The organism is Pararhizobium sp. LjRoot238, assembly GCF_964252955.1.
Taxonomy (GTDB): domain Bacteria; phylum Pseudomonadota; class Alphaproteobacteria; order Rhizobiales; family Rhizobiaceae; genus Pararhizobium.
This window is the reverse complement of sequence record NZ_CAXUPP020000002.1, coordinates 335848-357480: the sequence shown is the minus strand read 5'-3', so window position 1 is coordinate 357480 and position 21633 is coordinate 335848. Positions and strand designations below refer to the sequence as shown.

Sequence of the window (21633 nt, the reverse complement as noted above, 5' to 3'; positions counted from 1 at the left end):
ATGGCTGACCAGCTGACGATCCGAGAGACCGCAGCGCCGGCCGCCGGCGTCAGGGTCCCAAGCGCCAATATCTACTCGTCGCAATGGCGAAACTTCGTTTTCGTCGCACCGTTCCTTTTCTTCTTCACGACGCTGCTCATCTTCCCGCTTTTCTGGGGCATGTGGCTGAGCTTCCACAAGGCGGATACTTTCTCGACCGGCAGGTTTGTCGGCCTCGACAACTATGTCAGGCTCTTTCACGACAAGGTCTTCCTGCAATCGGTCTGGAATACCTTCTATTTCGTGCTGCTAACGGTGCCGACGCTGGCGCTTATCGGCCTTTTTCTCGCGCTTTGCCTCAATCGCCGCACGCGCACTGCCGCCGTGCTGCGGACTCTGTTTTTCTCCTCCTCGGTGCTGTCGGTCACCATCGTTACGCTGATCTGGCGGATCGTCTACATTCCGAATGTCGGCCTGCTGTCGACGATCTACGGATGGTTCGGCGCAACCGCCCCGGCATTCATCTCCGATCCCAGCATAGCGATGATCGGCATTGCCATTGCCACGATCTGGTGGTGCATCGGCCTGCCGATGATGTTGTTTCTGTCGGCGCTCCAGCAGATCCCGCAGGATATTTACGAAGCAGCCGCGCTCGATAATGCCAATCGCTGGCAGACGCTGCGGTCCATTACCCTGCCGTCGATCAAACGCACCTTCATCCTGGTGATCATCATACAGATCGTGCTGCAATTCCAGCTGTTTGGCCAGGCCTGGCTGATGACGCGCGGCGGCCCGAACAACATGACCAAGCCGATCGTGCTCTACATCTATGATACTGCGTTCCGTCGCTGGGATCTCGGCATGGGTGCCGCGGCCTCCGAAATCCTCTTCGTCCTCATCCTGATTGCGGCCATGGCCCAATACGTCGTCACCCGCAACAAGGGAGATCAGGCATGAGCGCTCCAGCCACTTCCATCAAGGGACGAGCCTTCGGCGACCGCGTGTTGCTGACCCTCGTCATCCTGCTCTCGATCATCATGATTTCACCGGTTCTGTGGGTCATCGGCCTGTCGCTGAAGGAAAATGCCGAGCTGATGGCCAATCCGAATTCGGTGTTCCATGCGCCCTATACGCTGAAGAACTACATCAATACCATCGGCACATCGTCGGTGTTCCGTTGGGTGCTCAACAGCATCATCGTCTCGGGTGGCCTCACCCTCGGCACGCTGATCCTGTCGTCGCTGGCGGGCTACGGCTTTGCCCGGCTGAACTTCCCTGGCCGCAACACCCTGTTCGTGATCGTGCTCTTTGGCCTGGCCGTGCCCGAACAGGCAGTATTGGTCGCCCGCCATCAGATCTTCAGCATGCTGAAATTTCACAACACCTATCACGGCCTCATTCTCCCCGGCCTGTCGACTTCGTTTGGCGTCTTCCTGATGACTCAGTATTTCAGAGCCATCCCGAAGGAGCTGGACGAAGCCGCCATGCTGGACAATGCCGGCCGCTTTAGAATTTTCTGGAAGGTGCTTCTGCCGCTCACCGTGCCGGCTCAGGCAACCCTTGGCATCTTCACCTTCCTCGGTGCATGGAACGATTACTTCTGGCCGCTGATCTCGGCGACCAAGAAGGACATGTTCACGCTGACGGTCGGCATGGCCTCGACACAGACAAATTTCGCCCAGTCGGAGGGCATCGGCTTCCTGATGGCGCAGGCAGTGTTCGCCGGCGCGCCGATCCTGGTCATCTACCTCTTTTTCCAGAAATACATCGTCACGGCCGTCTCTGGTGCTGCGGTGCGATAGCGAAAATTGCCTGACGGTCGAGAGGGATGGCCGCAGCGACGAAGAATGAAGCCAGTCCAGGGTGGAGTGGTGGAAACTCAGTAGGAGGAACTGATATGAAAATGAAAACAATACTGCTTACCGCAGTCTCTGCGGGCGTAATGATGCTCGCAAGTCCAAGCTTTGCAGCGACGGAACTGACCGTGCAGCGCTTTTTCGGTGCCTGTGACGCCGATTTCGGCACCAACACCGATGTCACCAAGGCCGTTGGCGAATGCGGGATCATCACCTCGATGATCAACAAGTTCAATGCCGACAATCCGGATGTGCACGTGTCCGTCACCACTGTGGAGTGGCCGGGTTATGATCAGTTGACCGCCCAGTTCGCGTCGGGCGACGCACCTGATATCGTCACCATCCATGAATCCGTGCTGTCGGACTACCAGTCCAAGGGCCTGCTACTGCCGCTTGACGACGTGCTGATGTCGGTCGGTGTCACGCCAGACAGTTTCACGGATGCAGCTCGCAACGGCGTCACCAAGGATGACGGCAAGATCTACGGTCTGCCGATCGACACATGGAGCCTGCTGTTCCACATCAATATGGACCTTTTCAAGAAAGCTGAACTCGTCAATGCCGACGGCACTCCAAAACTGCCGACGAGCGTGGACGAGCTTCTGGCCGAAGCCAAGCAGTTCAAGGAAAGGACAGGCAAGCCATATTTCATCCAGCCGACGGCGAACGAGACCGCCAATTTGGCCTGGAATCTCTATAGCTATCTCTTCCAGCAGAACTCCGATTTCTTCGCTGATCCGAAGCATGTCAAGCTGAATACGCCGGAAGCCAAGAAGGTCGTCGAAATGTTCCGGACGCTCTATACGAGCGGCGATATTACCCCGAACCTCGACTACGGAACAGGCATCAATGCGTTTCTGGCCGGTGATGGTGGCGTGCATCTGAACGGCACCTGGGTCATTGGCGATTATACCGCGGCCTCCGAAAAGGCAGGCACAGCGCTGAATGCAGGCGGTTATGCCGTCTACCCGTTCCCGCAGCTTTTCGCGGGCGACCAGGCGCAATATGCCGACGGCCATAGCTGGGCTGTCTCGCAGAAGGAGCGCACCCCGGAACAGCTGGCCGCCATCGGCAAGTTCCTGAAGTTCTTCGCCGACAATGATTTCGAATGGTCGCGCACCGGCCATCTGCCTGCTTACAAGGCGGTACTCGCATCTGACGCCTTCAAAGCACTGCCGCACCGCGATACACTGGCGCCGCTTGCCGCTCTGGGCCGTCCTCTGCCGTCGGCCGTGCAGCGCCGGTTCGCAATCCAGGACATCGTCGGCGAGGAAATGAACGCTGCAGAAACCGGCCAAAAGGACACCGACGCAGCCCTTGCCGATGCCGAAACCCGGATCAACGAGCTGCTCACTAATCTCTAAGCTCCCTGACGCGTCGGCTCTCCGGAGGCCGCTGCGAATTCGAGCGCCCGTGTCAGTTGCCGCGGGCGCTCGTTTTGTACGACTTTTTGGACTGGACAACTTAGGATGCAGGAATTGTGATCCGTGTCCCATAATCAGGCCATTCAGAACTGGAATTTTCCGTGGAGCAGAGCTTTGCCGCCACTCTGCGTGGCGGCGGTTCAGGCGCCGTGATTTTCACAATCGCCCCGCTCACTCTTCCGTGAAAATCGGATCCTGCGTAAACTGCCCGCCTTGATTGAAAGCTGTGGCGGTTCCCACCAGCCCGGCAGTCGTGCTGCGGGCCATTTTGGGGTGGCCATCCGGATTGATGATCAACCCCGCGCCTTATGGATGGCCTAGGCACCTTTGTCCCACCCATGATGATGATTTCCTTGGACGTTGCTAATATATTAGATATTGCTAAACTTTGATGGCTGATCCATGAGGGCCACCCTTTTTGGGTCGGCTGGGGGTTTTGTCTTTCGCCGGGGCCGAGCCTCCACAGGTCGCTGCCACCATATGTGGACAGAAGCGACCCGAGGCCCGGGTTATCCTCGCAAGTAGCTCGGGCCTCACGCGCATGGCCCATAAGTCAGCACGAACCGGCTGCAAGCGTATGCTGAGCAAGCTTGTTAGCGGAGGAATTCAGCTGTGGCCGCTCATCTGATTGCAGATGTCGATGTGTTGGACGCGGATGCTTTCGAAGAGTACAAACGGGATGTGGTAGCGACCGAGCAACGTTATGGTGGTCGCTACCTGGGGCGCGGCGGCGCGACCAAAGTGCTCGAAGGCGACTGGGAGCCGCACCGCCTAGTCATCATCGAGTTTCCAGACATGGCGGCACTGATGGGCTGGTACAATTCGCCAGAGTACAGTCGGCTCAAAGCCATCCGCGAGCAGTGCGCCAGGACGAGGATCATCGCGCTTGAAGGCGTCGCGTTTTGACAACATCTGTGCCGCCGATCGCGCTTTCGATGAGCTGCTTTCAAAGCCGCGAGCAGGTGCAGCGTATTAAACGCGTACGTAAAACGAGCGAGCCCTTGGATCAGGCGTTCGCAAGAGCGCCAATCGATGTCATCAATCGCTTCAAGCAATATTGTAACGACACTGGCATGTCCTATGGCGAAGCGTTGGACGACTTGATGCGAAATGCAGGCATCTAAATTGATCCCGGCCATTCCTCATCCGGCCAATCGCGCGATGTGTGAATGACACGTAGGACGGAGATCGTCTCCCGTCCGCCTTTGGCGGTGATCGAATAGGCAATGATGTAAGGCAAGCCGACGACGACTTTTTCATAGGTGCCGGATATCCGGCCAGGCCTACCGGTCGCCATCTCGCCAATGGCGTTTCCAGTATCCCTGATACGATCGGCGACGCTTTTCGCGGCGAGAGAGTTTTCAGCGGCAATGTGAACGATCTGAGCCTTCAGATCATCCAGCGCGTCACGGGACCATTGAACAGGCCGCATCACGCCCGGCCGGCCTTCACGTCATCGATCGCGGCATAGACTTCAGCCATGGCATCATCATGCGCTACGACGCGCCCGCCCTCAACATCAGCCATGCCACGCTTGATACCTTCGATTATGGCAAGCTCTCGCTCGACATAAGCCGAAACGGCCTCGCCAGCGAGGAAAGATTTGCTGCGCCTGGTATCATCGGCAAGCCGTTCGAGCTTTGCCTTAACCTCGGTAGAAACACGGATCGTCATGGTAGAGCTACCAGCCATTGCAATGTTCCTTTGTGTCAATTTGTGTACATCTTAGCACACTCGACACTCGAGGCCAACCACTCCTCCCGCATCAAAGGCCTTTTTTTGGTCTCCGCAAAACTGAATGACTGCTTTCGTGCGCAATGGTGCTGTTAACGCCAAAATGTTCAGCCACCCTGCTTTTCATGGCTGACCCGCTCATTCTTCCGCGAAAATCGGATCCTGCGTGAACTGCCCGCCTTGATAGAGCGCCAGAGGCGCGGAGGGTGCCGGGCGCGACGCTCCTGCCTCCAACTCGGCCCGGAAGCGTTCCGCATTGTCGCGGGGACGCCAGCCGAGATAGGCGGCGTGTGAATTGTCCCACCAGCGGCTGTCGTTGTCCGAGACGCCCCAGATGATCGGGCAGCCAAGCATCGGCGCGCGGAAGACGCAGTCGATCAACGCATCGAAATCGTCGTAGGACATCCATGTCGACAGCATGCGGTGGTTCGTCGGCCTTTCCATGCAACTGCCGATCCGCACAAGCGCCGTCTCCTGTCCGAATTTTTCGAAATACATGCGGGCCAGCGCCTCGCCGAAGCATTTCGATACGCCGTAGAGCCCATCCGGTCGCATCGGCGCGGTCGCATCGATTTGCTCGTCCTGTCGATAGAAGCCGACGGTATGGTTGGAACTTGCAAAGAGAATACGTGGATAGCCATGGGCGCGGGCCGCTTCGTAGAGATTGTAGAGCCCCAAAAGGTTGGCATTCATGATCTTCGAGAACTTGTCCTCGACCGAGATGCCGCCGAGATGAAGGATGCCATCGCAGCCTTCGACGAGGCTGTGCACGGCCGCGGCGTCGCCGAGGTCGCAGGTCACCAGTTCCTCATGTGGCGCTGCAACGCCGAGATCGGCGATATCCGAAACGCGCACCATGTCGGCGAGCTTCGCCATTCTTGCGCGCATCGCTCTGCCCAGCCCACCGGCAGCCCCCGTGATCAGCAGTCGCTTCAAATCCGTATCCTCCATGATTTCTGCATGCCTACTGCATGAAATCCGCTATCGCGGGCCAAGTTCACCCCAAAAGTCATCATACAGGTTGACAAACCACCGTCAACAAGGCGCATATATTGCGAGGATTTCCGTCAACTTGACAGACAAGTATCCAGGCATTCTCTTGGCGGCATGGCGCATAGCGCGAAGGAAGGAGCTCCGATGAGCGTTCAGGCAAGATCCGAGCCGGTAACAGGCACATTGACGGCACGGCTCGGCGATACGCTGAGACGAGCGATCGCCGCCGGCCAGTTCCCCCCAGGAAGCAAATTGCCAAGTGAAGCACGGTTGTCAGAGACCCATGGCGTCAGCCGCACTGTCGTGCGCGAGGCGATCGCCGCCCTTCGCGCCGACCGGCTGGTCGAAGCCCGCCAGGGCGCCGGCGTCTTCGTCCTGGAGACATCGCCCACGCCCCCCTCCTCGCTGCTTTCGCTGCAGGATATCGATCCCGCGCGCGTCTCCTCGACGATTGAACTACTGGAACTGCGCACCGCGGTCGAAGTCGAAGCAGCCGGGCTTGCCGCCCTGCGGCGGTCGCCGGCGCAAGAGGAGGTCATCATCGAACGTCATTATGCGGTGCGCGCCTGCCTGAACGCCGGGGTCTCGAGCGCCGAGGCTGATTTCGCCCTGCACCTTGCCATCGCCGAGGCGACCAACAACCCGCGCTTTCGGGAATTCCTGGCGATGATCGGGCAAAACGTCATTCCGCGCGCGGCACTGCGCAAGGACGACACAGAGACCGACCAGCGGGCCTACATCGCGCTGCTCGACGACGAGCACAACGACATCGTCGCCGCCATATCGAACGGCGACGAAGAGGGGGCCCGCGACGCCATGCGCCGGCACTTGCGCGGCAGCCAGGCACGCTACAGGGCATTGCTGCGCGAACAGCGCCAACCTGTACGATAAGTTATTGACTCCATCTTGTCATACATGTATGACAGGTTTGCCAGAGGAGGCAGACAGAGGAAATCCAGTATGACGCCGCAAGAGATCAAAGCCACGCTTGGCGCGGGGCTGTTGTCCTTTCCCGTGACGCATTTCGACGCGGAGGGAAAATTCCAGGCCAAAAGCTACCAGCGCCACGTCGAATGGCTCTCGAGCTACGACGCCCCGGTCCTTTTTGCGGCTGGCGGGACCGGCGAGTTCTTCTCGCTCTCCCCTCAAGAAGTTCCGAACGTGGTCAGGGCGGCGAAGGAAGCCGCTGGAAAAACCGCGATCGTCTCCGGTTGCGGCTATGGTACCGAGGTCGCCGTCGAACTTGCGCGCTCGGTCGAGAAGGCAGGTGCCGACGGCATTCTGCTTCTGCCGCACTATCTGATCGATGCGCCGCAGGAGGGCCTCTACGCCCATGTAAAGCGCATCTGCCAGTCCGTCGGCATCGGCGTTATGGTCTATAACCGCGACAATTCGATCCTCGGCGTCGATACGCTGAAGCGTCTCTGCGACGAATGTCCTAATCTGGTGGGCTTCAAGGACGGCACGGGTGACATCGGGCTTATCCGCCAGATTACCGCCACCATGGGCGATCGCCTCACCTATCTCGGCGGAATGCCGACGGCAGAGCTTTTCGCAGAAGCCTATCTCGGGGCTGGCTTCACCACCTACTCCTCCGCGGTCTTCAATTTCGTGCCGGCGCTTGCCGTCGAGTTCTACAAGGCTCTGCGCGGCGGCGACAGGGCGCGCTGCGAAGCGATCCTCAAGGACTTTTTCTACCCGTTCATGGCGATCCGCAGCCGGCGCAAGGGCTATGCGGTCGCGGCGGTGAAGGCCGGCGTGCGCCTGCAGGGCTTTGACGCCGGCAAGGTCCGCCCTCCCCTCGACGATCTGACGGCGGAAGAAGAAGCGATGCTCGAAAAACTCATCGCACCCTGGAAGCGCTAGGATGAAAATCGCGGCCGTCCATACGCATCTGCTCGAATACCGGCTGGCGGTGCCCTTTGAAAGCGCCTCGATGCGCTTCGACCGCCGCGCGCATGTTCTGGTCGAGATCGTCTGCGATGACGGCACCACCGGCTGGGGCGAATGCCTCGGCCCTGCCCGGCCCAACGCCGCAGTCGTCGCCGCCTACAAGCCGTGGCTCATCGGCGCAAATCCGCTCGAGACCGAAAAAATCTGGGCCCGTCTCTACAATGCGCTGCGCGACCAGGGGCAGCGCGGTCTGGCAGTGACCGCCCTGTCCGGCATCGATATCGCGCTCTGGGACATCAAGGGCAGGCATTTCGGCGCGCCGGTCTCGATGCTGCTCGGCGGACGTTTCCGCGAAGAGGTCAGGGCCTATGCGACGGGCAGCTTCAAGCGCGACGGCGTCGACCGGGTCGCCGACAATGCCACTGATGCGGCGCGCTACCACTCCGAGGGGTTCCACGCCAGCAAGATGAAAATCGGTTTCGGCGTCAAGGAAGATCTGGCCGTCATTCGCGCCGTGCGCGAGGCGGTCGGCCCCGACATGCGGCTGATGGTGGATGCCAATCACGGCTATGACCCGCTGGAAGCGATCAAACTTGGGCGCAAGGCTGCCGAATACGACATCGACTGGTTCGAGGAGCCGGTGGTGCCTGAGCAGCTCGGCGCCTATCGCGAAGTGCGTGCCAAGCAGCCGATACCCATTGCGGGCGGCGAAACCTGGCACAGCCGCTGGGGCATGCGCGAGCCGATCGAGACGCGCGCGGTCGATATCATCCAGCCCGATCTCGCCGGTGTCGGCGGCTTCACCGAGGCAAAGCGCGTGGCCGACATGGCGGCGCTGAATGGTATCCGCGTTGTCCCGCACGTGTGGGGCACGGCGGTCCATATCGCAGCCGCCCTTCAGTTCATGGCAGCGATGGTTCCGAACCCGGTGCGGGTCAACCCGATCGAACCGATCCTTGAATTCGATCGCACCGAAAACCCATTCCGTCAGGCCGTCGTCAAGACGCCGATCGAGCATGTGCGTGGGGTGGTCAAAATCCCCGATGGGCCGGGCCTCGGCATCGAGATCAACCGCGATGCGCTTGCCGAGTTCCGGATGAAGGACGACTGAGATGCTGGTCCGCCCGCTTTCCGGCCGTCCGCTGCAGACACCCTTGCCGAAAGGCACGGTGGACACCCAGATGCACATGTATCTGCCCGGATTCCCGGCAAGGCCCGGCGGACCGGACCTGCCAGCCGGCACTCTGCCCGATGCGACCCAATACCGGCAGGTGATGGACTGGCTCGGCATCGACCGGGTGATCATCACCCAGGGCAATGCCCATCAGCGCGACAACACCAATCTGATTGCTTGCCTGGGTGCCATGGGCCCGATCGCCCGCGGTGTCGCAGCTTTCGGCCGCGACATATCAGAAGCAGAACTCGACGCCTTCTCCGCAGCCGGCATCGTCGGCGCGCGCATCATGGATCTGCCGGGCGGTGCTGTCGGCCTGAGCGAGCTGGAGGCGATCGACGATCGCGCCGCCGCGCGCGGCTGGATGATCGCGGTGCAATTCGACGGCAGCCACATCCTCGACCACGAGGCGCGCCTGAAGAGGCTGAAATCTCGCTGGGTCTTCGATCACCATGGCAAATTCTTCTCCGGTGCAACGTCCGACGGACCCGAGATTGCCGCCGTCAAGCGGCTGATCGATGGCGGAAAATGCTGGTTCAAGTTCGCCGGCGTCTACGAATCCACAAAGGGCGGCGGACCCGATTATGCCGACGTAGCTGCCGTTTCGCGCAGCATTGCGGCCCATGCGCCGGAGCGCATCGTCTGGGGCAGCAACTGGCCGCACAATCTGGCGAAGACCCGCGAGGATTATCCCGACGACGCCGATCTGACCGACATAGTTCTTGGCTGGCTGCCTCACGAGGCGGCACGCAAGCTCGCGCTCATCAACAATCCCGAAGAACTCTACGGCCTTCCCCCTTTCGCAAGCGGGGTCGACTGATTGTTGCATGCGTTCGGGGCGAGGAGACCTCGGACATCAATTTCAAAGGAGGAGGAAACTATGAAGATTGCAAAAATGCTTTGCCTGGCCATGGGCGTCGCCCTGAGTGCCGTTTCCGTGCACGCCCAGGAAATCACGCTCCGGTCGGCGGATATCCACCCGGACGGTTATCCGACGGTCGAGGCGGTCAAGTACATGGGCGAACTCGTCTCTCAGCGTACCAATGGCCGCATCAAGATCGAGGTGACGAACAACGCGGCACTCGGCACCGAGAAAGATACGATCGAGCAGACCCGCTTCGGCGTCATCGACATGAACCGTGTCAATGCCGCCCCCTTCAACAACCTCGTGCAGCAGACCGTGGTGCTCGGCCTGCCCTTCCTGTTTCGCTCGACCGAGCACATGCACAAGACCGTCGATGGTCCGATCGGCGACGAGGTGCTTGCCGCCTTCGAACCGCATGGCCTTGTCGGTCTTGCGTTCTACGATTCCGGTGCGCGCTCCTTTTACTCGACCAAGAAGCCGATCGAGAAACTGGAAGACCTCAAGGGCATGAAGGTTCGCGTGCAGCAATCCGACCTGTGGATTGCCATGATGGAAGCCTTCGGCGCCAATGCGACGCCCATGCCCTTCGGCGAAGTCTATTCGTCGCTCGAGACCGGCGTGGTGGATGCGGCGGAAAACAACTGGCCGTCCTATGAATCCTCGCGCCACTTTGAAGTTGCGAAGAACTACACGCTGACGGAACATTCGCTCAATCCGGAAATCCTCGTCATCTCCAAGATCAGCTGGGACAAGCTTTCCGCCGACGATCAGAAGGTCCTGAAGGACGCAGCGAAAGAGTCGGTCGCAAAGATGCGCGAGCTCTGGACCGCGCGCGAAAAGGCCTCGGAAGAAAAGGTCCGTGCAGCCGGCGCAAACGTGATCACGGTCGACAAAGCGGAATTTTCGGCAGCGATGAAGCCGGTCTACGACCGCTTCGTCACCGACCCGCAGATGAAGGATCTGCTGGAGCGGATCCGCGCCATCAACTGACGATCTCGGCCAGCCCCGCTACCGCGGCGGGGCTGGCCTTGCATTCCCGGACAACGATTTGGATGGCGTCCGGAGCCTAGGGAGGAAAAGGCAATGTGGCGTTTCATGCAGGCCGTACGACCTGTGCTGTCCTGGCTGAGCCGGGTTTCGCTCTATATCTCGGGACTGGGCATGGTGGCGATGACGATCATCGTCGGTTGGCAGGTCTTTGCCCGCTACATACTCAACGATACGCCCAGCTGGTCCGAGCCGTTGTCCCTCCATCTGATGTCCTGGTTCATCATTCTCGGTGCTGCCGTCGGCGTGCGCGAGAGCGTGCATCTCGGGCTCGACTTTGTGCGCCATTCCGCTCCGCCCCTCGTCCAGCGGGTGATGGATCTCGTGAGCCTTGGCCTGATTGTGCTGTTCGGGCTCTCCATGACCGTCTATTCCACCTTGCTTGCCGCCGGCACATGGACCGCGACCATCCCGGTGCTTGGCTGGCCTGGCGGCGTCGATTTTTTCCCGATGATCGCGGGCGGCGTGCTGTTTGCGTTGTTTGCCGCCGAACGGTTCGTGGACGTTCTGCTTGGTGCGGAAGTCGCAGCTGACGTTGTCCTGCAGGAGACCGCATAATGGCTTACGCAATCCTCTTTGGCGTGTTCACGTTTCTGATGTTCATCGGCATGCCGATCGCCTTCTGCCTCGGCATCGCGTCAGTCGCGACCGTCGCCTATCTTGGCCTACCGGCGGTCGTCGTGTTCCAGCAGATGAATTCCGGCATGGGCGTTTTTGCCATGATGGCAATTCCGTTCTTCATCTTTGCCGGCGACCTTATGGTCCGTGGCGGCATCGCCGATCGCCTCATCCGCTTCGCAGCCGGTATCGTCGGGCATATGCGTGGCGGTCTCGGCCAGGTCAACATCGTCGCGGCGACGCTGTTTGGCGGCATTTCCGGCTCGGCGGTGGCCGATGCCTCGGCCGTCGGCGGATTGATGATCCCGCAGATGGCAGCGCGCGGCTATGACCGCAGCTATGCCGTCAACGTTACTGTAAACGCGGCGATCATCGCACTGATGATCCCGCCATCGCACAACATGATCCTCTATTCGATCGCCGCCGGCGGCAATGTCTCCGTTGCCGACCTGTTCACCGCCGGCATCCTGCCGGGCCTGCTGCTTGCCGCCGCACTGATGGTCACCGCCTATGTGGTCGCGCGCCGGCAGGGCTACCCGTCGGAACCCTTCCCGGGTTTCCGGCGGCTCAGCTACTATCTGCTCGCTTCCGTGCCCGGGCTGCTCTTGATCGGCATCATCTTCGGCGGCGTTCGCTCCGGCGTGTTCACGGCGACGGAAAGCTCCTGCATCGCAGTCTTCTACGCCTTCCTCGTCGCCATCTTCGTCTACCGCGCGCTCGATTGGCACGGCTTCGTCGAGGCCGTCCTCCAGGCGGTACGCACGACGGCCATGGTGCTTCTCGTCATTGGCACGGCGGCATCCTTCGGTTGGCTGATGGCCTTCCTGCAGGTACAGCAAACCATGGTCTCGGCCATCGGCGCCATATCCGACAACCCGATCATCGTTCTTCTTCTGATCAATGTCATTCTGCTCCTGCTCGGCACCTTTATGGACATGGCGCCGATGGTCATCATCAGCACGCCGGTGCTCCTGCCGGTGGTCAAGGCCTTCGGGATCGACCCCGTGCATTTCGGCGTCGTCATGATCCTCAACGCCGGCATCGGGCTGAACACGCCGCCGGTCGGCACGGTGCTGTTCGTCGGCTGTGCCGTTGGCGGCATCTCGATCCGCGAGGCGATGCGCACGATCTGGCCGTTCTTCGGCGCCAGCATCGCGGTGCTGATGCTGGTCACCTATGTGCCGGCGCTGTCGCTCTGGCTTCCGGGCCTTTTCAAGTAAACCGAGCGCCGCAAAGGAGAACGCAACATCTCAGTGCTGCAACCCATCGATCCCCTGTGCCAGAAGGCCTCCGAAGGCGGTCGCGGCATCCGACATTTCCTTGGCCGAACGAGACAGCAGCATGAGGCGACGCGGATTGATTTTCGGATCACGCAAGGGCACGAAAATGAGCCGTCCGTCCGCCACCTCCTGCTCGATGCCGACCCGTGTCTGCAATACGGTGCCCATGCCCTGTTTTGCCATGTCGATCATCAGGCCGATGGAATTGGTGCGGGAGCGGCGGTTGAGGTCGATCAGGGACCGGTTGAAGGCCTCCTCCACCGAATTGCCGAGCATCAGGCTGGGATCCGACATGATCATCCGCTCTCCGGCGAGATCAAACAGCTTCAGTTCCTTCCTGTCCGCAAACCGGCTGCCGGGAAGCGCAAGGACCCCGAGCGGCAAGGTGACCGATGCGATGCGGCGAACATTGCGCGGCACCCGGACATCAAAGGTCATGGCGAGATCACACTCCCCCTCCGCCACCGCGTCGCAGACCTGCTGAGAGCCCATGACTTTCACATCGACAGTGATCTGCGGATGCTTCGCCCAGAAATCCGACAGCGCCTTCGGCATCAGGCCACGCGCCACGCTTTCGATCACCGCGACCGAGACCGTGCCGCGATGCAGTCCGTGAAGATCGTTGATTTCGGACCAGGCCCGGTTCAGTTCCGCCGTCGAGGCGCGCGCACGATAGAGCATCAATTCGCCCGCGCTCGTCAGTTTCAATCGCTGGCGAATGCGCTCGAAGAGCGGCGTGCCGAGTTCATCCTCCAGCTGCTTGATGACGCGGCTGATCGAGGATGGCGCTGCGTTCAGCGCCAGTGCCGCCTGCCGGATCGAGCCAAGGCGCGCGACGAGTTGGAAATAGTGGACGCGGGTCGCGACCAGGCCGAGACGATAGGGATCCATGGGTCATGCCACCTCGAACAACGGCACGATTTCCATTTCCGGCACCAGCACCAGGCCTTTGTCGGTGATGCGGATCTCAGGAATTACAGAGAGCGGGATCAGGTTGAAGCCCATGTAGGGAATGCTGCAGCCGGCCTTCTCCCACTCGACCTTCAGGGCCCTCACCTCTTCCGCAACCTCGGTCACCCGCTTGTCCGACAGTAGGCCCGCGATCGGCAGCGGCACCATGGCCGTCACCTTGCCGTCCTTGACGACGCAGGCGCCGCCCTGCGTTTCTTCGAGTGCTCGAAGGGCCACCTGCATGTCGGCTTCATTGGTCCCGGCGATGATGATGTTGTGGCTGTCATGGCCGACGGAGGACGCGACGGCGCCCTGCCTCAGGTTGAAATTGCTGAGCAGGCCATGCGCAACATTGCCCGCTGACTTGGCGTGGCGCTCGACCACGGTAACGAAGCAGAGGCCGTGACGCTCAAAATGCGTCTGCCAATCGTTTGCCGGCTCCAGCGTCACCATGACATGGCCAAGCGTGATGCCAGGCAGCTCCGTCTTGATGGTGTGAGCGACGACCTTTTCGGTCGGTAGATCCGGCGTCAGCTTGATGCTCTTCGGCACCTTGACCGTATGATAGGCCGCTTCCGGGTACTGATAACGTGTCGATAAAGCCTGATCGAGCAGCGGTGTAATCTTGCCGCCTTCGACGACCAGTTCGCCGCCATACCAGGTGTTGACCGGCTTGAAACCATCATCGAGCAGGACGAGATCAGCCCGGCGTCCGCCACCGAGACCACCGATATCACCTTCCATGCCGAAGCGCGTGGCGCCGTGCAGCGAGCCCATCGCCCACGCCTGTTCCGGCCTCATGCCGGCTTTCATCGCCTCGCGCGTCACCCAGTCCAGCCCAAACATCATCAGATCGTCGGCATCGCGGTCATCGGTGCAGACGGCGATGCGCTTGTGGGAGGAGCCGAGTTCGGTGATGGTCTTGATCGCTTCCGGCAGGCTGTGCCACGGCGTCGTCGGCGGACCGCCGCGCAGGAACAGCCAGATGCCGGCCTCCAGCATGTCGTCGGCGATCTCCCGGTCGATCGCCTCATGCGTATCGGTGACGCCGGATGCGGCATAGGCCGAGACGAATTCGCGGCCATAGACATGGCCGGAGACCGGGCGTCCGCGTTCCAGCGCGGCGGCCAAGATCGCGTGGCTGCGTTCGTCGCCCATCGCCACCTGGACGAAATCCATCTTCTCACCGAGCGCGACAGCTTCCGGCCATTTATCGAACAGCGCGGCGATCTTGGCTGGCGTCAGGTCTCCGCCCGCGGTTTCGAGTTCCGGAGAGGTCGCCGGAACGGTGCTCGGGACTGTCAGCAAGATCGACAAAGGCGCCAGTCGCGCATCCTCCAGCATCGCCTCCACGCCGGCAATGTCCATGACATTGCCGATCTCGTGGCTGTCGCAGAAGATCGTCGTCGTGCCGTTCAGCAGTGCCGCTTCGGCATAGGCGCAGGCCGTCACCATGCTGGATTCGATGTGGATATGCGGATCGACCAGCCCCGGCGCGATGATCCCGCCCCTGGCATCGTAGCTCTTCGCCGAGCCCTTGTGTGTTCCCGAGGGTTTCACCGCCGCGATGCGTCCGCCCGAGAGCCAGATTTCCCGATCAGGCAGGATGCGCTCGGAATAGGTGGAAAGCACGCGTGCGCCCTTGATCACAACATCCGGATCGGTGCGCCCGAAGGCGACATCGGCAAGGCGGCGGGTCATCGCAGACAGCGGCATTACGGAAAAACGGGTCAACGCACGCATCGAATTATTCCCTCCTCCTGGCTTTCCCGGCCTCAATGGTAATCCGGAATGCCCGGCATGGTCATGAACCCTTTGATCGTTCTGAATTTTCGCGCCCAACGCCGCAGAGCCGGATATTCGTCGTGATCGACGCCGAAATCTCTGGCGAGCGCAAAGGCCGGAAACAGGGCGATATCGGCGATCGTCGGATCCGGCCCAACGAACCAATCCGCGCCATCGAAACCGCGTGCCGTCATATGATCGTCCATCACCCGCAGGGCCTTCGTCGATGCGGCGCGCAAGGCCTTTTCGTCGCCCGGTTCGGCGAACAACGAATGCTGGCGCGCGGCGATCGTCGCGTCGAGATCGCGCGCGGAGAAATTCAGCCATTGCATGACCAGCGCGAAGGTAGCGCCACCGCCGGGCAGCCATTTTCCGGTCGCATCATGGGTTTTGGCCAGATGCGCCAGAATGGCTTCCGTGCCGAAGAGGACGAGGTGACCGTCTTTCAGAATGGGTAACCGGCCGCTCGGGTTCATCGCCAGGAAGGCTGGTGTGATCTGCTCCCGGCCAGGGAAGACGTCGACGGCGATGGTCTCCCAGGTCAACCCCAGCATCGAAAGCGCAAGGCGAACCTTGTAGCAGCTTTCATCGAGGTCGTAATTGTACAGCGTCAGCGAGGCCATCATAGCGCCTCCGCAACGGCGCGAGCGGGCGAGGGAACCACCTTCTTCGGCGGATTTTCGATGCGGTAGCGCAGGCCGAGAACCCAATTGAGGAAATGCGCTTGTCCGCTGCCTTGATAGACCTCCGGAAGACCGGAAATCACCACGTGCAACGCCGTGCGCTGCTCGGATAGGCTCTGGAACCCCACCAGCAGGCGATCATGCCCGGCGGAAACGGCGTAAAGCGATGGCGCCACGGCAGCGATCTTGGTCTCGGCATCGCGAGCGGCCGAGAAAGGCACGAGCTTGCTGTTTTCCAGCGCGGCTGCGGCAGCATCGGCGGAACAGTCAACATAGATGCTGTGGACTGGAACGGTTCCGGTCTCGTCCGCCGCAACAGTGAGAGGCCCGGCGTCCGCAGCCAATGCCGTCCAGATCATTCCGGCCCGCTCCTCAATCAGATAGACCGGCACCTTGATCGTCTTCGGCACCTCGAGGTCGGGATGGGCGGGGATGTAACGGCACTGCCCGCCGCTGTCATACTGCCAGCCATGATAAAGACAGGCGATGTGATCGCCGCGCACGAAGCCGAAGCTCAGCCGCATGCCCCTGTGCGGGCAGCGGTCCTCCCAGACATGGGCGCCACCGCTCTTGTCGCGCCAGACGACAAGATCCTCGCCCGACAGCCGCGTTCCCGCCGACGTCCCGGGTTCGATCGCGTGCGACAGGCTGACGGGATGCCACGTATTTCCAGTCGTCATTTCCAGCTCCTGTTTCGCCGCGTGCTCTCAGGCCGGGAGGGTGCGCACCACATCCAGCACAAGACATTCGTAAGGTCCGAGACTGCAGGCCATCTCGAAGGCATCGACCAGATCCACCGGTCCCTCCACCGTTACATTCACCGCCTCTGCACTCGCGCTTTCCACATCGAGCGCAATGTCGAGACGGCGGGCGCGATGGCGGGCGAACTCGACAAAGGCGTCGGCCTGCAGGTGCCCTTTGAACACGAAGCGCGCTTTTTCGTTCACGGGCACAGCCCCGGTCGGCAATGTGTGCCCGCGCCGTGCTCAACACTTCGTCGTGGAGAAAGCTGCCGCAAAATTTCACTTTCCGCATATCGATTGCACATGATGCATAATTTTTATCCATGCATTGATTTTGTGCACCTCTGCCTGAGAGGGGTTTTACGCTCAAGAAATTCGCAGCGTCAAGTGTTGCATTTTTTGCATCCTAATCATCGGAAATTTCGCTCTATTGCGAACAACAAGCATCTGAAACAGTTTTTCTGCTGACCGGTCTGTAGGTCAGAAGCAACACTTCGCGTCATCGCCATCACGTCCACGGTCGTCAGCGCAACCGATCAAAAGCCCATGCTCGCCAATGCAACCGGGCAGACATTTCGGTTCGGCGTGAGGCGAAGCGACGGCAAGATGCGCTTCGCCTCACGCCGCTCCGCTTGGCACAATTGTTGCGTTGCCATTGCTCGATATCCAAGCGGTCTGCGCTGCAAATCGGCCCGTCCGTCAGCAGCCAGGCACGCCAACAATCAAAAGGGGACTATATGATCGACCTGCGTACTCTTTCCCGCCGCGGCTTTCTCAATATGAGTGCCGCCGGCGCTGCAGCCCTTGCAATGCCCGCTGGCTTCCTGCGCGCCGGTAGCGCTTCGGCCGCCCCGCTGCCTGCCATTGCCGAGGAAGACGCCGTGATCGGTTTTGGCCATGTCGGTCCGATCACCGACGAGGGCTGGACCTGGAGCCACCATCAGGGCCTGCTGGCCGTCAAGGAGGCCTTTCCGAAGCTGAAGAAAGTTATCGAGGTCGAGAACGTCCCCTACTCGGCCGATGCGACGCGCACCTACCGCCAGTTCGTCAGCGAAGGCGCCAGTATCATCTTCGACACGTCGTCGACCGGCGACTTTCTGCATGAAGTCGTCAAGCGCGCGCCCGATGTCGCCTTCATGGAATGCGACGGCCATCAGGTCATGGACAATCTGGCCTGGTATTATCTCGCCCACTGGTACCCGACCTATGTCGTCGGTGTCGCGGCCGGTCATCTCAGCAAGACCGGCAAGCTCGGCTACGTCGCCTCCTTCCCGGTCGCGTCCGTCTTCTGCAGCACCAACGCCTTCCTGATGGGCGCCCGCTCGGTCAATCCGAATGCGACGCTGCAGACGATTGCAATCAACTCCTGGTTCGACCCGCAGGCTGCCACCCAGGCGGGCACTGCTCTGATCGACAACGGTTGCGACTTCCTCTTCGGCATCATGGACGAGGCGGGCTATCTGCAGGTCGCCGAACAGCGCGGCGTCTGGGCTGCCATGTGGAACACCGACATCCGCCGCTATGGCCCGAATTCCTACGTGTCTTCGATCATCATCGATTTCAAGAAATTCTACGTCGACCAGGTCGGCAAGCGCCTGGCCGGCACCTGGACGCCGAGCGAAACGCTGCTGCAGATGGGCTCAGGCGTCGACCGCGACGCCTGGGGGGAAAAGGTTCCGGCCGATGTTGCCAAGGCGGCAGACGCGGTGCGCGACAAGATCATCGGCGGCTGGTCGCCTTTTGTCGGGGAAATCAAGGACGCGACGGGCACCGTCCGCGTCGCCAAGGACCAGAAGATGACTGACATGGATCTCTACACCTGGGATTGGTCGGTCGAGGGCGTCAGCGGCCTGACCAGTTAAGCCGCCCGCAGAAGCCCTTTGAAGATTGAGGGTGGCGGCGGCCGCCGCCCTCTCCTGACGATCCAGATCGAGCCGATCAATGGGCTCATCGCATGCAGCCGGACCCTTTCGATGAATGACATCCCGCCGAGCCTCCCCCTACCCCCGGGAACGCCACCGCTCGTTCAGTTGAAAGGGATCGCCAAATATTTCCCCGGCGTCGTCGCCAACCAGGATGTCGACCTCGAGGTCATGCCCGGCGAAATCCACGCGCTGCTCGGAGAAAACGGCGCTGGCAAATCCACCCTGATGAACGTCCTGACCGGCATCTACCAGCCGAACGCCGGCGAGATCATCATCGATGGCTATGCCAAGGAGTTTTCGTCGCCGCTCGACGCCATCGCTGCCGGTATCGGCATGGTGCATCAGCATTTCAAGTTGGTCCTGGCCTTCACGGTCGCCGAAAACATTCATCTCGGCTGGGACAAGACGCCGAAGCGCGCCTCGGCGCAGAAGCTGGAAGCGCGCACCGCCGAGCTTGCCCGCAAATTCAATCTTCAAGTCCGTCCCGACGCGCGTATCAGCGAGCTTTCGACCGGCGAGCAGCAGCGCGTCGAAATCCTGCGGGTGCTTGCCCGCGAAGCACGTGTGCTGATCCTCGACGAGCCGACCGCCGTGCTGACGCCGGCCGAAGCGCGCGAACTGTTCAAGGCGCTACGCGAATTCCGTGATCGCGGCAACGCCGTCATCTTCATCAGCCACAAGCTCGATGAGGTTCTGGAAATCTCGGACCGCATCACCATTCTGCGCGGCGGCCGCAAGGTCGCAACGGAGCAGGCAGCCAAATGCAATCCACGTATGCTCGCCAAGCTGATGGTTGGCCGCGACATCGTGCTTGCCGACATGCGCCAGCGCCCCGCGGGCGCAGCAACGGTCTCCAAGCAGCCGGTGCTCCGGCTCGACAATGTTTCGGCGCTGGGCGACACCGGGCTTCCCGCCCTGCGCGGCATGACGCTCGACGTCCATGCCGGCGAGATCGTCGGCATCGCGGGTGTCGCGGGCAACGGCCAACGCGAATTGAGCCAAGTCCTGACCGGGATCCGTCCTCCATCGTCAGGCCGCATCCTGATCGACGGCACGCCCGTTGCGCGAGGCGACGCGGCCGATTTCGTCGAGATGGGCATCGGGCATATCCCGGAAGACCGCCTGCACAGCGGTCTGGCGCCGGCGCTCAGCGTCACCGTCAATGCGGTGATGCGCGAGTACAAAAGGCCGCCCGTCACTACAGCCGGTCTCTACCGGCCGAGAGCTGCGACCACGCTCGCCCGGAATATCGCCGCGGTGGCCGACGTCGCTGTGCCCGACTTCGCCATGCCGATCCGCAACCTGTCGGGCGGCAACCAGCAGCGCCTTGTTGCCCGCCGCGAAATGCGCGTCGCCCATAAGGTGCTGATCGCCGCCTATCCGAGCCGCGGGCTCGATGTCGGCGCGATCAACACCATGCTCAAATACATCGTCGAACTGCGGGATGCGGGGGCCGGCATCGTGCTGATTTCGGAGGAACTGGAGGAGTTGCTCAACCTCTCCGACAGGATCGCCGTGCTTTATGAAGGAAAGATCATGGGTGTGATTGAAAACGACAGGGTCGACATCGACGAGATCGGCCTTTTGATGGGCGGTCGAAAGCAGAACCGAGAGGTCGCCTGATGCTTTCCGGCTTCCGTCTGCAGCGGCTTGCCTCCGCACATCCCGGCATTGCGCTTGCCGCCCGCGCAGCAGCGATCTTTCTTGCCCTTTTTCTTGCCTCGATCGTTCTCGAAATCGTTGGTGCGGATCCAATTGATCTTGGAGCCCAGGTCGTCAGCGCGACGTTCGGTTCCACCTTTGGCGTGGAAGACCTCTGCCTGCTGTTGATCCCGCTCCTGATGACCGGTCTGTCAGTAGCGGTCGGCCAGCAGATCGGCGCCTGGAATATCGGCGCCGAGGGCCAGTTCTACGCCGGCGCCTTTGCGGCAACCGCTATCGGGCTTTTCGTTCCCGGCCCGCCTGTCCTGATCCTGCCGCTGATGTTCCTCGGCGGCGCGCTGGGTGGATTGGTCTGGATTCTGGTGCCGACGCTCGCCCGCGCCTATGCCGGCGTCAACGAACTGATCACCACTTTGCTCCTGAATTTCGTCGCGGCTCTTTTGGTCTACTACGTCTCGACCGGCCCCTGGCGCGACCGGGTCGGTATGTCGAATTCGGCAACGCCGCGCCTTTCGGCCGAAATTCCGGAATTCTGGGGGTTGGTTCATTGGGGCCTGCCGCTGGGCATCCTGCTTGCCATCGGTTTCGCGCTGGTGCTGGCCTACTCCAGATGGGGCTATGAAGTCCGGCTTTCCGGCTCCAATCCGTCGGCTGCCAAATATGCGGGCATCCCGGTGCGGCGCCACATCATTACCGTCATGCTGCTCTCCGGCACAATCGCGGGCGTTGCCGGCATGTTCGAGATCGCGGGTACCGTGCATCGGTTGCAGGGCGGCATTTCCAACAATTTCGGTTATCTCGGCATCATGGTCGCGGTGCTCGCCCGCAATTCCTGCGTCGGCGTGGTCTTCTCTTCGGCGCTCATGGCGTTGATCCTGAATGCCGGTATCATCCTGCAGACACAGGGGCTGACGACTTCGGCCGTGCTGGCGATCACCGGCCTCATCCTGTTCCTCACCGCCATCGGCGACGAACTCGCCCATTACCGCATCACCCGCAGCAAGACCTGAGGAGAAAAGTT

At 61.1% G+C, this 21633-nt stretch carries 23 protein-coding genes; 15 read left to right on the top strand and 8 right to left on the bottom strand.

Going from position 1 to position 21633, the window contains the following annotated elements; translation table 11 throughout:
- The 5 genes from ACSQ3F_RS22885 to ACSQ3F_RS22865 all read left to right on the top strand — a co-directional run bounded on the left by ACSQ3F_RS22885 (position 1) and on the right by ACSQ3F_RS22865 (position 4383).
- Positions 1–936 carry a carbohydrate ABC transporter permease gene (locus tag ACSQ3F_RS22885; RefSeq protein ID WP_436102518.1) on the top strand — a complete coding sequence of 312 codons (936 nt, stop codon included), beginning with the start codon at positions 1–3 and terminating at the stop codon, positions 934–936.
- The gene (locus tag ACSQ3F_RS22880) at positions 933–1781 is read left to right on the top strand and encodes a carbohydrate ABC transporter permease (RefSeq protein WP_436102517.1); all 849 of its coding nucleotides are present in this window, start codon (positions 933–935) and stop codon (positions 1779–1781) included. The genes ACSQ3F_RS22885 and ACSQ3F_RS22880 overlap by 4 nt, the downstream gene beginning before the upstream one ends.
- Positions 1782–1882: 101 nt before the next feature.
- Positions 1883–3199, top strand: a complete 1317-nt coding sequence (locus ACSQ3F_RS22875) for an extracellular solute-binding protein (RefSeq protein WP_436102835.1) — start codon at positions 1883–1885, stop codon at positions 3197–3199.
- A 672-nt stretch (positions 3200–3871) separates the two neighbouring features.
- A complete protein-coding gene (locus ACSQ3F_RS22870; RefSeq protein WP_436102516.1) occupies positions 3872–4165 on the top strand; it encodes a DUF1330 domain-containing protein in 294 nt (97 codons plus the stop codon).
- A complete protein-coding gene (locus ACSQ3F_RS22865; RefSeq protein ID WP_436102515.1) occupies positions 4162–4383 on the top strand; it encodes a hypothetical protein in 222 nt (73 codons plus the stop codon). Before ACSQ3F_RS22870 ends, ACSQ3F_RS22865 begins: the two co-directional genes overlap by 4 nt.
- On the opposite strand, the gene ACSQ3F_RS22860 is transcribed toward ACSQ3F_RS22865, so the two are convergent.
- From ACSQ3F_RS22860 to ACSQ3F_RS22850, 3 genes are all read right to left on the bottom strand, one after another.
- The gene (locus ACSQ3F_RS22860) at positions 4380–4694 is read right to left on the bottom strand and encodes a type II toxin-antitoxin system RelE/ParE family toxin (protein ID WP_436102514.1); all 315 of its coding nucleotides are present in this window, start codon (positions 4692–4694) and stop codon (positions 4380–4382) included. The genes ACSQ3F_RS22865 and ACSQ3F_RS22860 overlap by 4 nt on opposite strands.
- Positions 4691–4951 (bottom strand): CopG family ribbon-helix-helix protein, encoded by a 261-nt coding sequence (locus ACSQ3F_RS22855; RefSeq protein WP_436102513.1) that lies wholly within the window; start codon positions 4949–4951, stop codon positions 4691–4693. The genes ACSQ3F_RS22860 and ACSQ3F_RS22855 overlap by 4 nt, the downstream gene beginning before the upstream one ends.
- Before the next feature lie 180 nt (positions 4952–5131).
- The gene (locus tag ACSQ3F_RS22850) at positions 5132–5929 is read right to left on the bottom strand and encodes an NAD-dependent epimerase/dehydratase family protein (RefSeq protein WP_436102834.1); all 798 of its coding nucleotides are present in this window, start codon (positions 5927–5929) and stop codon (positions 5132–5134) included.
- A gap of 201 nt (positions 5930–6130) precedes the next feature.
- Here ACSQ3F_RS22850 and ACSQ3F_RS22845 point away from each other — a divergent pair, with 201 nt between their 5' ends.
- From ACSQ3F_RS22845 to ACSQ3F_RS22815, 7 genes are all read left to right on the top strand, one after another.
- Positions 6131–6877 (top strand): FadR/GntR family transcriptional regulator, encoded by a 747-nt coding sequence (locus ACSQ3F_RS22845; RefSeq protein ID WP_436102512.1) that lies wholly within the window; start codon positions 6131–6133, stop codon positions 6875–6877.
- A gap of 69 nt (positions 6878–6946) precedes the next feature.
- Entirely contained in the window at positions 6947–7852 is a 906-nt protein-coding gene (kdgD, locus tag ACSQ3F_RS22840) for a 5-dehydro-4-deoxyglucarate dehydratase (RefSeq protein ID WP_436102511.1), read from the top strand.
- Position 7853: 1 nt separating this feature from the next.
- Positions 7854–8990 carry a mandelate racemase/muconate lactonizing enzyme family protein gene (locus ACSQ3F_RS22835; protein WP_436102510.1) on the top strand — a complete coding sequence of 379 codons (1137 nt, stop codon included), beginning with the start codon at positions 7854–7856 and terminating at the stop codon, positions 8988–8990.
- Position 8991: 1 nt separating this feature from the next.
- The gene (locus ACSQ3F_RS22830; protein ID WP_436102509.1) at positions 8992–9873 is read left to right on the top strand and encodes an amidohydrolase family protein; all 882 of its coding nucleotides are present in this window, start codon (positions 8992–8994) and stop codon (positions 9871–9873) included.
- Positions 9874–9933: 60 nt separating this feature from the next.
- Positions 9934–10908: a TRAP transporter substrate-binding protein gene (locus ACSQ3F_RS22825; protein WP_436102508.1), complete on the top strand. Its 975-nt coding sequence runs from the start codon at positions 9934–9936 to the stop codon at positions 10906–10908.
- A 93-nt stretch (positions 10909–11001) separates the two neighbouring features.
- Entirely contained in the window at positions 11002–11523 is a 522-nt protein-coding gene (locus ACSQ3F_RS22820; RefSeq protein WP_436102507.1) for a TRAP transporter small permease, read from the top strand.
- On the top strand, positions 11523–12803 hold the full coding sequence (locus tag ACSQ3F_RS22815; RefSeq protein ID WP_436102506.1) for a TRAP transporter large permease: 1281 nt from the start codon (positions 11523–11525) through the stop codon (positions 12801–12803). The genes ACSQ3F_RS22820 and ACSQ3F_RS22815 overlap by 1 nt, the downstream gene beginning before the upstream one ends.
- 30 nt (positions 12804–12833) lie before the next feature.
- Here the strand turns inward: ACSQ3F_RS22815 and ACSQ3F_RS22810 are convergent, their stop codons facing one another.
- Genes ACSQ3F_RS22810 through ACSQ3F_RS22790 form a run of 5 tightly spaced genes read right to left on the bottom strand, consistent with a single transcriptional unit; the run spans position 12834 to position 17229 of the window.
- Positions 12834–13754, bottom strand: a complete 921-nt coding sequence (locus tag ACSQ3F_RS22810; RefSeq protein WP_436102505.1) for a LysR family transcriptional regulator — start codon at positions 13752–13754, stop codon at positions 12834–12836.
- A 3-nt stretch (positions 13755–13757) separates the two neighbouring features.
- Positions 13758–15557, bottom strand: coding sequence for an adenine deaminase (locus tag ACSQ3F_RS22805; protein ID WP_436102504.1), 1800 nt, complete (start codon positions 15555–15557; stop codon positions 13758–13760).
- Between the two features lie 32 nt (positions 15558–15589).
- Entirely contained in the window at positions 15590–16225 is a 636-nt protein-coding gene (locus ACSQ3F_RS22800; protein ID WP_436102503.1) for a glutathione S-transferase family protein, read from the bottom strand.
- A complete protein-coding gene (locus tag ACSQ3F_RS22795) occupies positions 16222–16962 on the bottom strand; it encodes a Rieske 2Fe-2S domain-containing protein (RefSeq protein ID WP_436102502.1) in 741 nt (246 codons plus the stop codon). The genes ACSQ3F_RS22800 and ACSQ3F_RS22795 overlap by 4 nt, the downstream gene beginning before the upstream one ends.
- A gap of 27 nt (positions 16963–16989) precedes the next feature.
- Positions 16990–17229 (bottom strand): hypothetical protein, encoded by a 240-nt coding sequence (locus ACSQ3F_RS22790; RefSeq protein ID WP_436102501.1) that lies wholly within the window; start codon positions 17227–17229, stop codon positions 16990–16992.
- A gap of 533 nt (positions 17230–17762) precedes the next feature.
- Between ACSQ3F_RS22790 and ACSQ3F_RS22785 the strand changes: the two genes are divergently transcribed.
- The 3 genes from ACSQ3F_RS22785 to ACSQ3F_RS22775 all read left to right on the top strand — a co-directional run bounded on the left by ACSQ3F_RS22785 (position 17763) and on the right by ACSQ3F_RS22775 (position 21622).
- A complete protein-coding gene (locus ACSQ3F_RS22785; RefSeq protein ID WP_436102500.1) occupies positions 17763–18887 on the top strand; it encodes a BMP family ABC transporter substrate-binding protein in 1125 nt (374 codons plus the stop codon).
- Between the two features lie 111 nt (positions 18888–18998).
- Entirely contained in the window at positions 18999–20573 is a 1575-nt protein-coding gene (locus tag ACSQ3F_RS22780) for an ABC transporter ATP-binding protein (protein WP_436102833.1), read from the top strand.
- Positions 20573–21622 carry an ABC transporter permease gene (locus ACSQ3F_RS22775; protein ID WP_436102499.1) on the top strand — a complete coding sequence of 350 codons (1050 nt, stop codon included), beginning with the start codon at positions 20573–20575 and terminating at the stop codon, positions 21620–21622. The genes ACSQ3F_RS22780 and ACSQ3F_RS22775 overlap by 1 nt, the downstream gene beginning before the upstream one ends.
- Positions 21623–21633 lie beyond the last annotated feature (11 nt).

Coding starts and splice junctions, on each gene's coding strand:
- ACSQ3F_RS22885 (WP_436102518.1), top strand. CDS start 1: ATGGCTGACCAGCTGACGATCCGAGAGACCGCAGCGCCGGCCGCCGGC.
- ACSQ3F_RS22880 (WP_436102517.1), top strand. CDS start 933: ATGAGCGCTCCAGCCACTTCCATCAAGGGACGAGCCTTCGGCGACCGC.
- ACSQ3F_RS22875 (WP_436102835.1), top strand. CDS start 1,883: ATGAAAACAATACTGCTTACCGCAGTCTCTGCGGGCGTAATGATGCTC.
- ACSQ3F_RS22855 (WP_436102513.1), bottom strand. CDS start 4,951: ATGGCTGGTAGCTCTACCATGACGATCCGTGTTTCTACCGAGGTTAAG.
- ACSQ3F_RS22845 (WP_436102512.1), top strand. CDS start 6,131: ATGAGCGTTCAGGCAAGATCCGAGCCGGTAACAGGCACATTGACGGCA.
- kdgD (WP_436102511.1), top strand. CDS start 6,947: ATGACGCCGCAAGAGATCAAAGCCACGCTTGGCGCGGGGCTGTTGTCC.
- ACSQ3F_RS22835 (WP_436102510.1), top strand. CDS start 7,854: ATGAAAATCGCGGCCGTCCATACGCATCTGCTCGAATACCGGCTGGCG.
- ACSQ3F_RS22830 (WP_436102509.1), top strand. CDS start 8,992: ATGCTGGTCCGCCCGCTTTCCGGCCGTCCGCTGCAGACACCCTTGCCG.
- ACSQ3F_RS22825 (WP_436102508.1), top strand. CDS start 9,934: ATGAAGATTGCAAAAATGCTTTGCCTGGCCATGGGCGTCGCCCTGAGT.
- ACSQ3F_RS22820 (WP_436102507.1), top strand. CDS start 11,002: ATGTGGCGTTTCATGCAGGCCGTACGACCTGTGCTGTCCTGGCTGAGC.
- ACSQ3F_RS22815 (WP_436102506.1), top strand. CDS start 11,523: ATGGCTTACGCAATCCTCTTTGGCGTGTTCACGTTTCTGATGTTCATC.
- ACSQ3F_RS22810 (WP_436102505.1), bottom strand. CDS start 13,754: ATGGATCCCTATCGTCTCGGCCTGGTCGCGACCCGCGTCCACTATTTC.
- ACSQ3F_RS22805 (WP_436102504.1), bottom strand. CDS start 15,557: ATGCGTGCGTTGACCCGTTTTTCCGTAATGCCGCTGTCTGCGATGACC.
- ACSQ3F_RS22800 (WP_436102503.1), bottom strand. CDS start 16,225: ATGATGGCCTCGCTGACGCTGTACAATTACGACCTCGATGAAAGCTGC.
- ACSQ3F_RS22795 (WP_436102502.1), bottom strand. CDS start 16,962: ATGACGACTGGAAATACGTGGCATCCCGTCAGCCTGTCGCACGCGATC.
- ACSQ3F_RS22785 (WP_436102500.1), top strand. CDS start 17,763: ATGATCGACCTGCGTACTCTTTCCCGCCGCGGCTTTCTCAATATGAGT.
- ACSQ3F_RS22780 (WP_436102833.1), top strand. CDS start 18,999: ATGAATGACATCCCGCCGAGCCTCCCCCTACCCCCGGGAACGCCACCG.
- ACSQ3F_RS22775 (WP_436102499.1), top strand. CDS start 20,573: ATGCTTTCCGGCTTCCGTCTGCAGCGGCTTGCCTCCGCACATCCCGGC.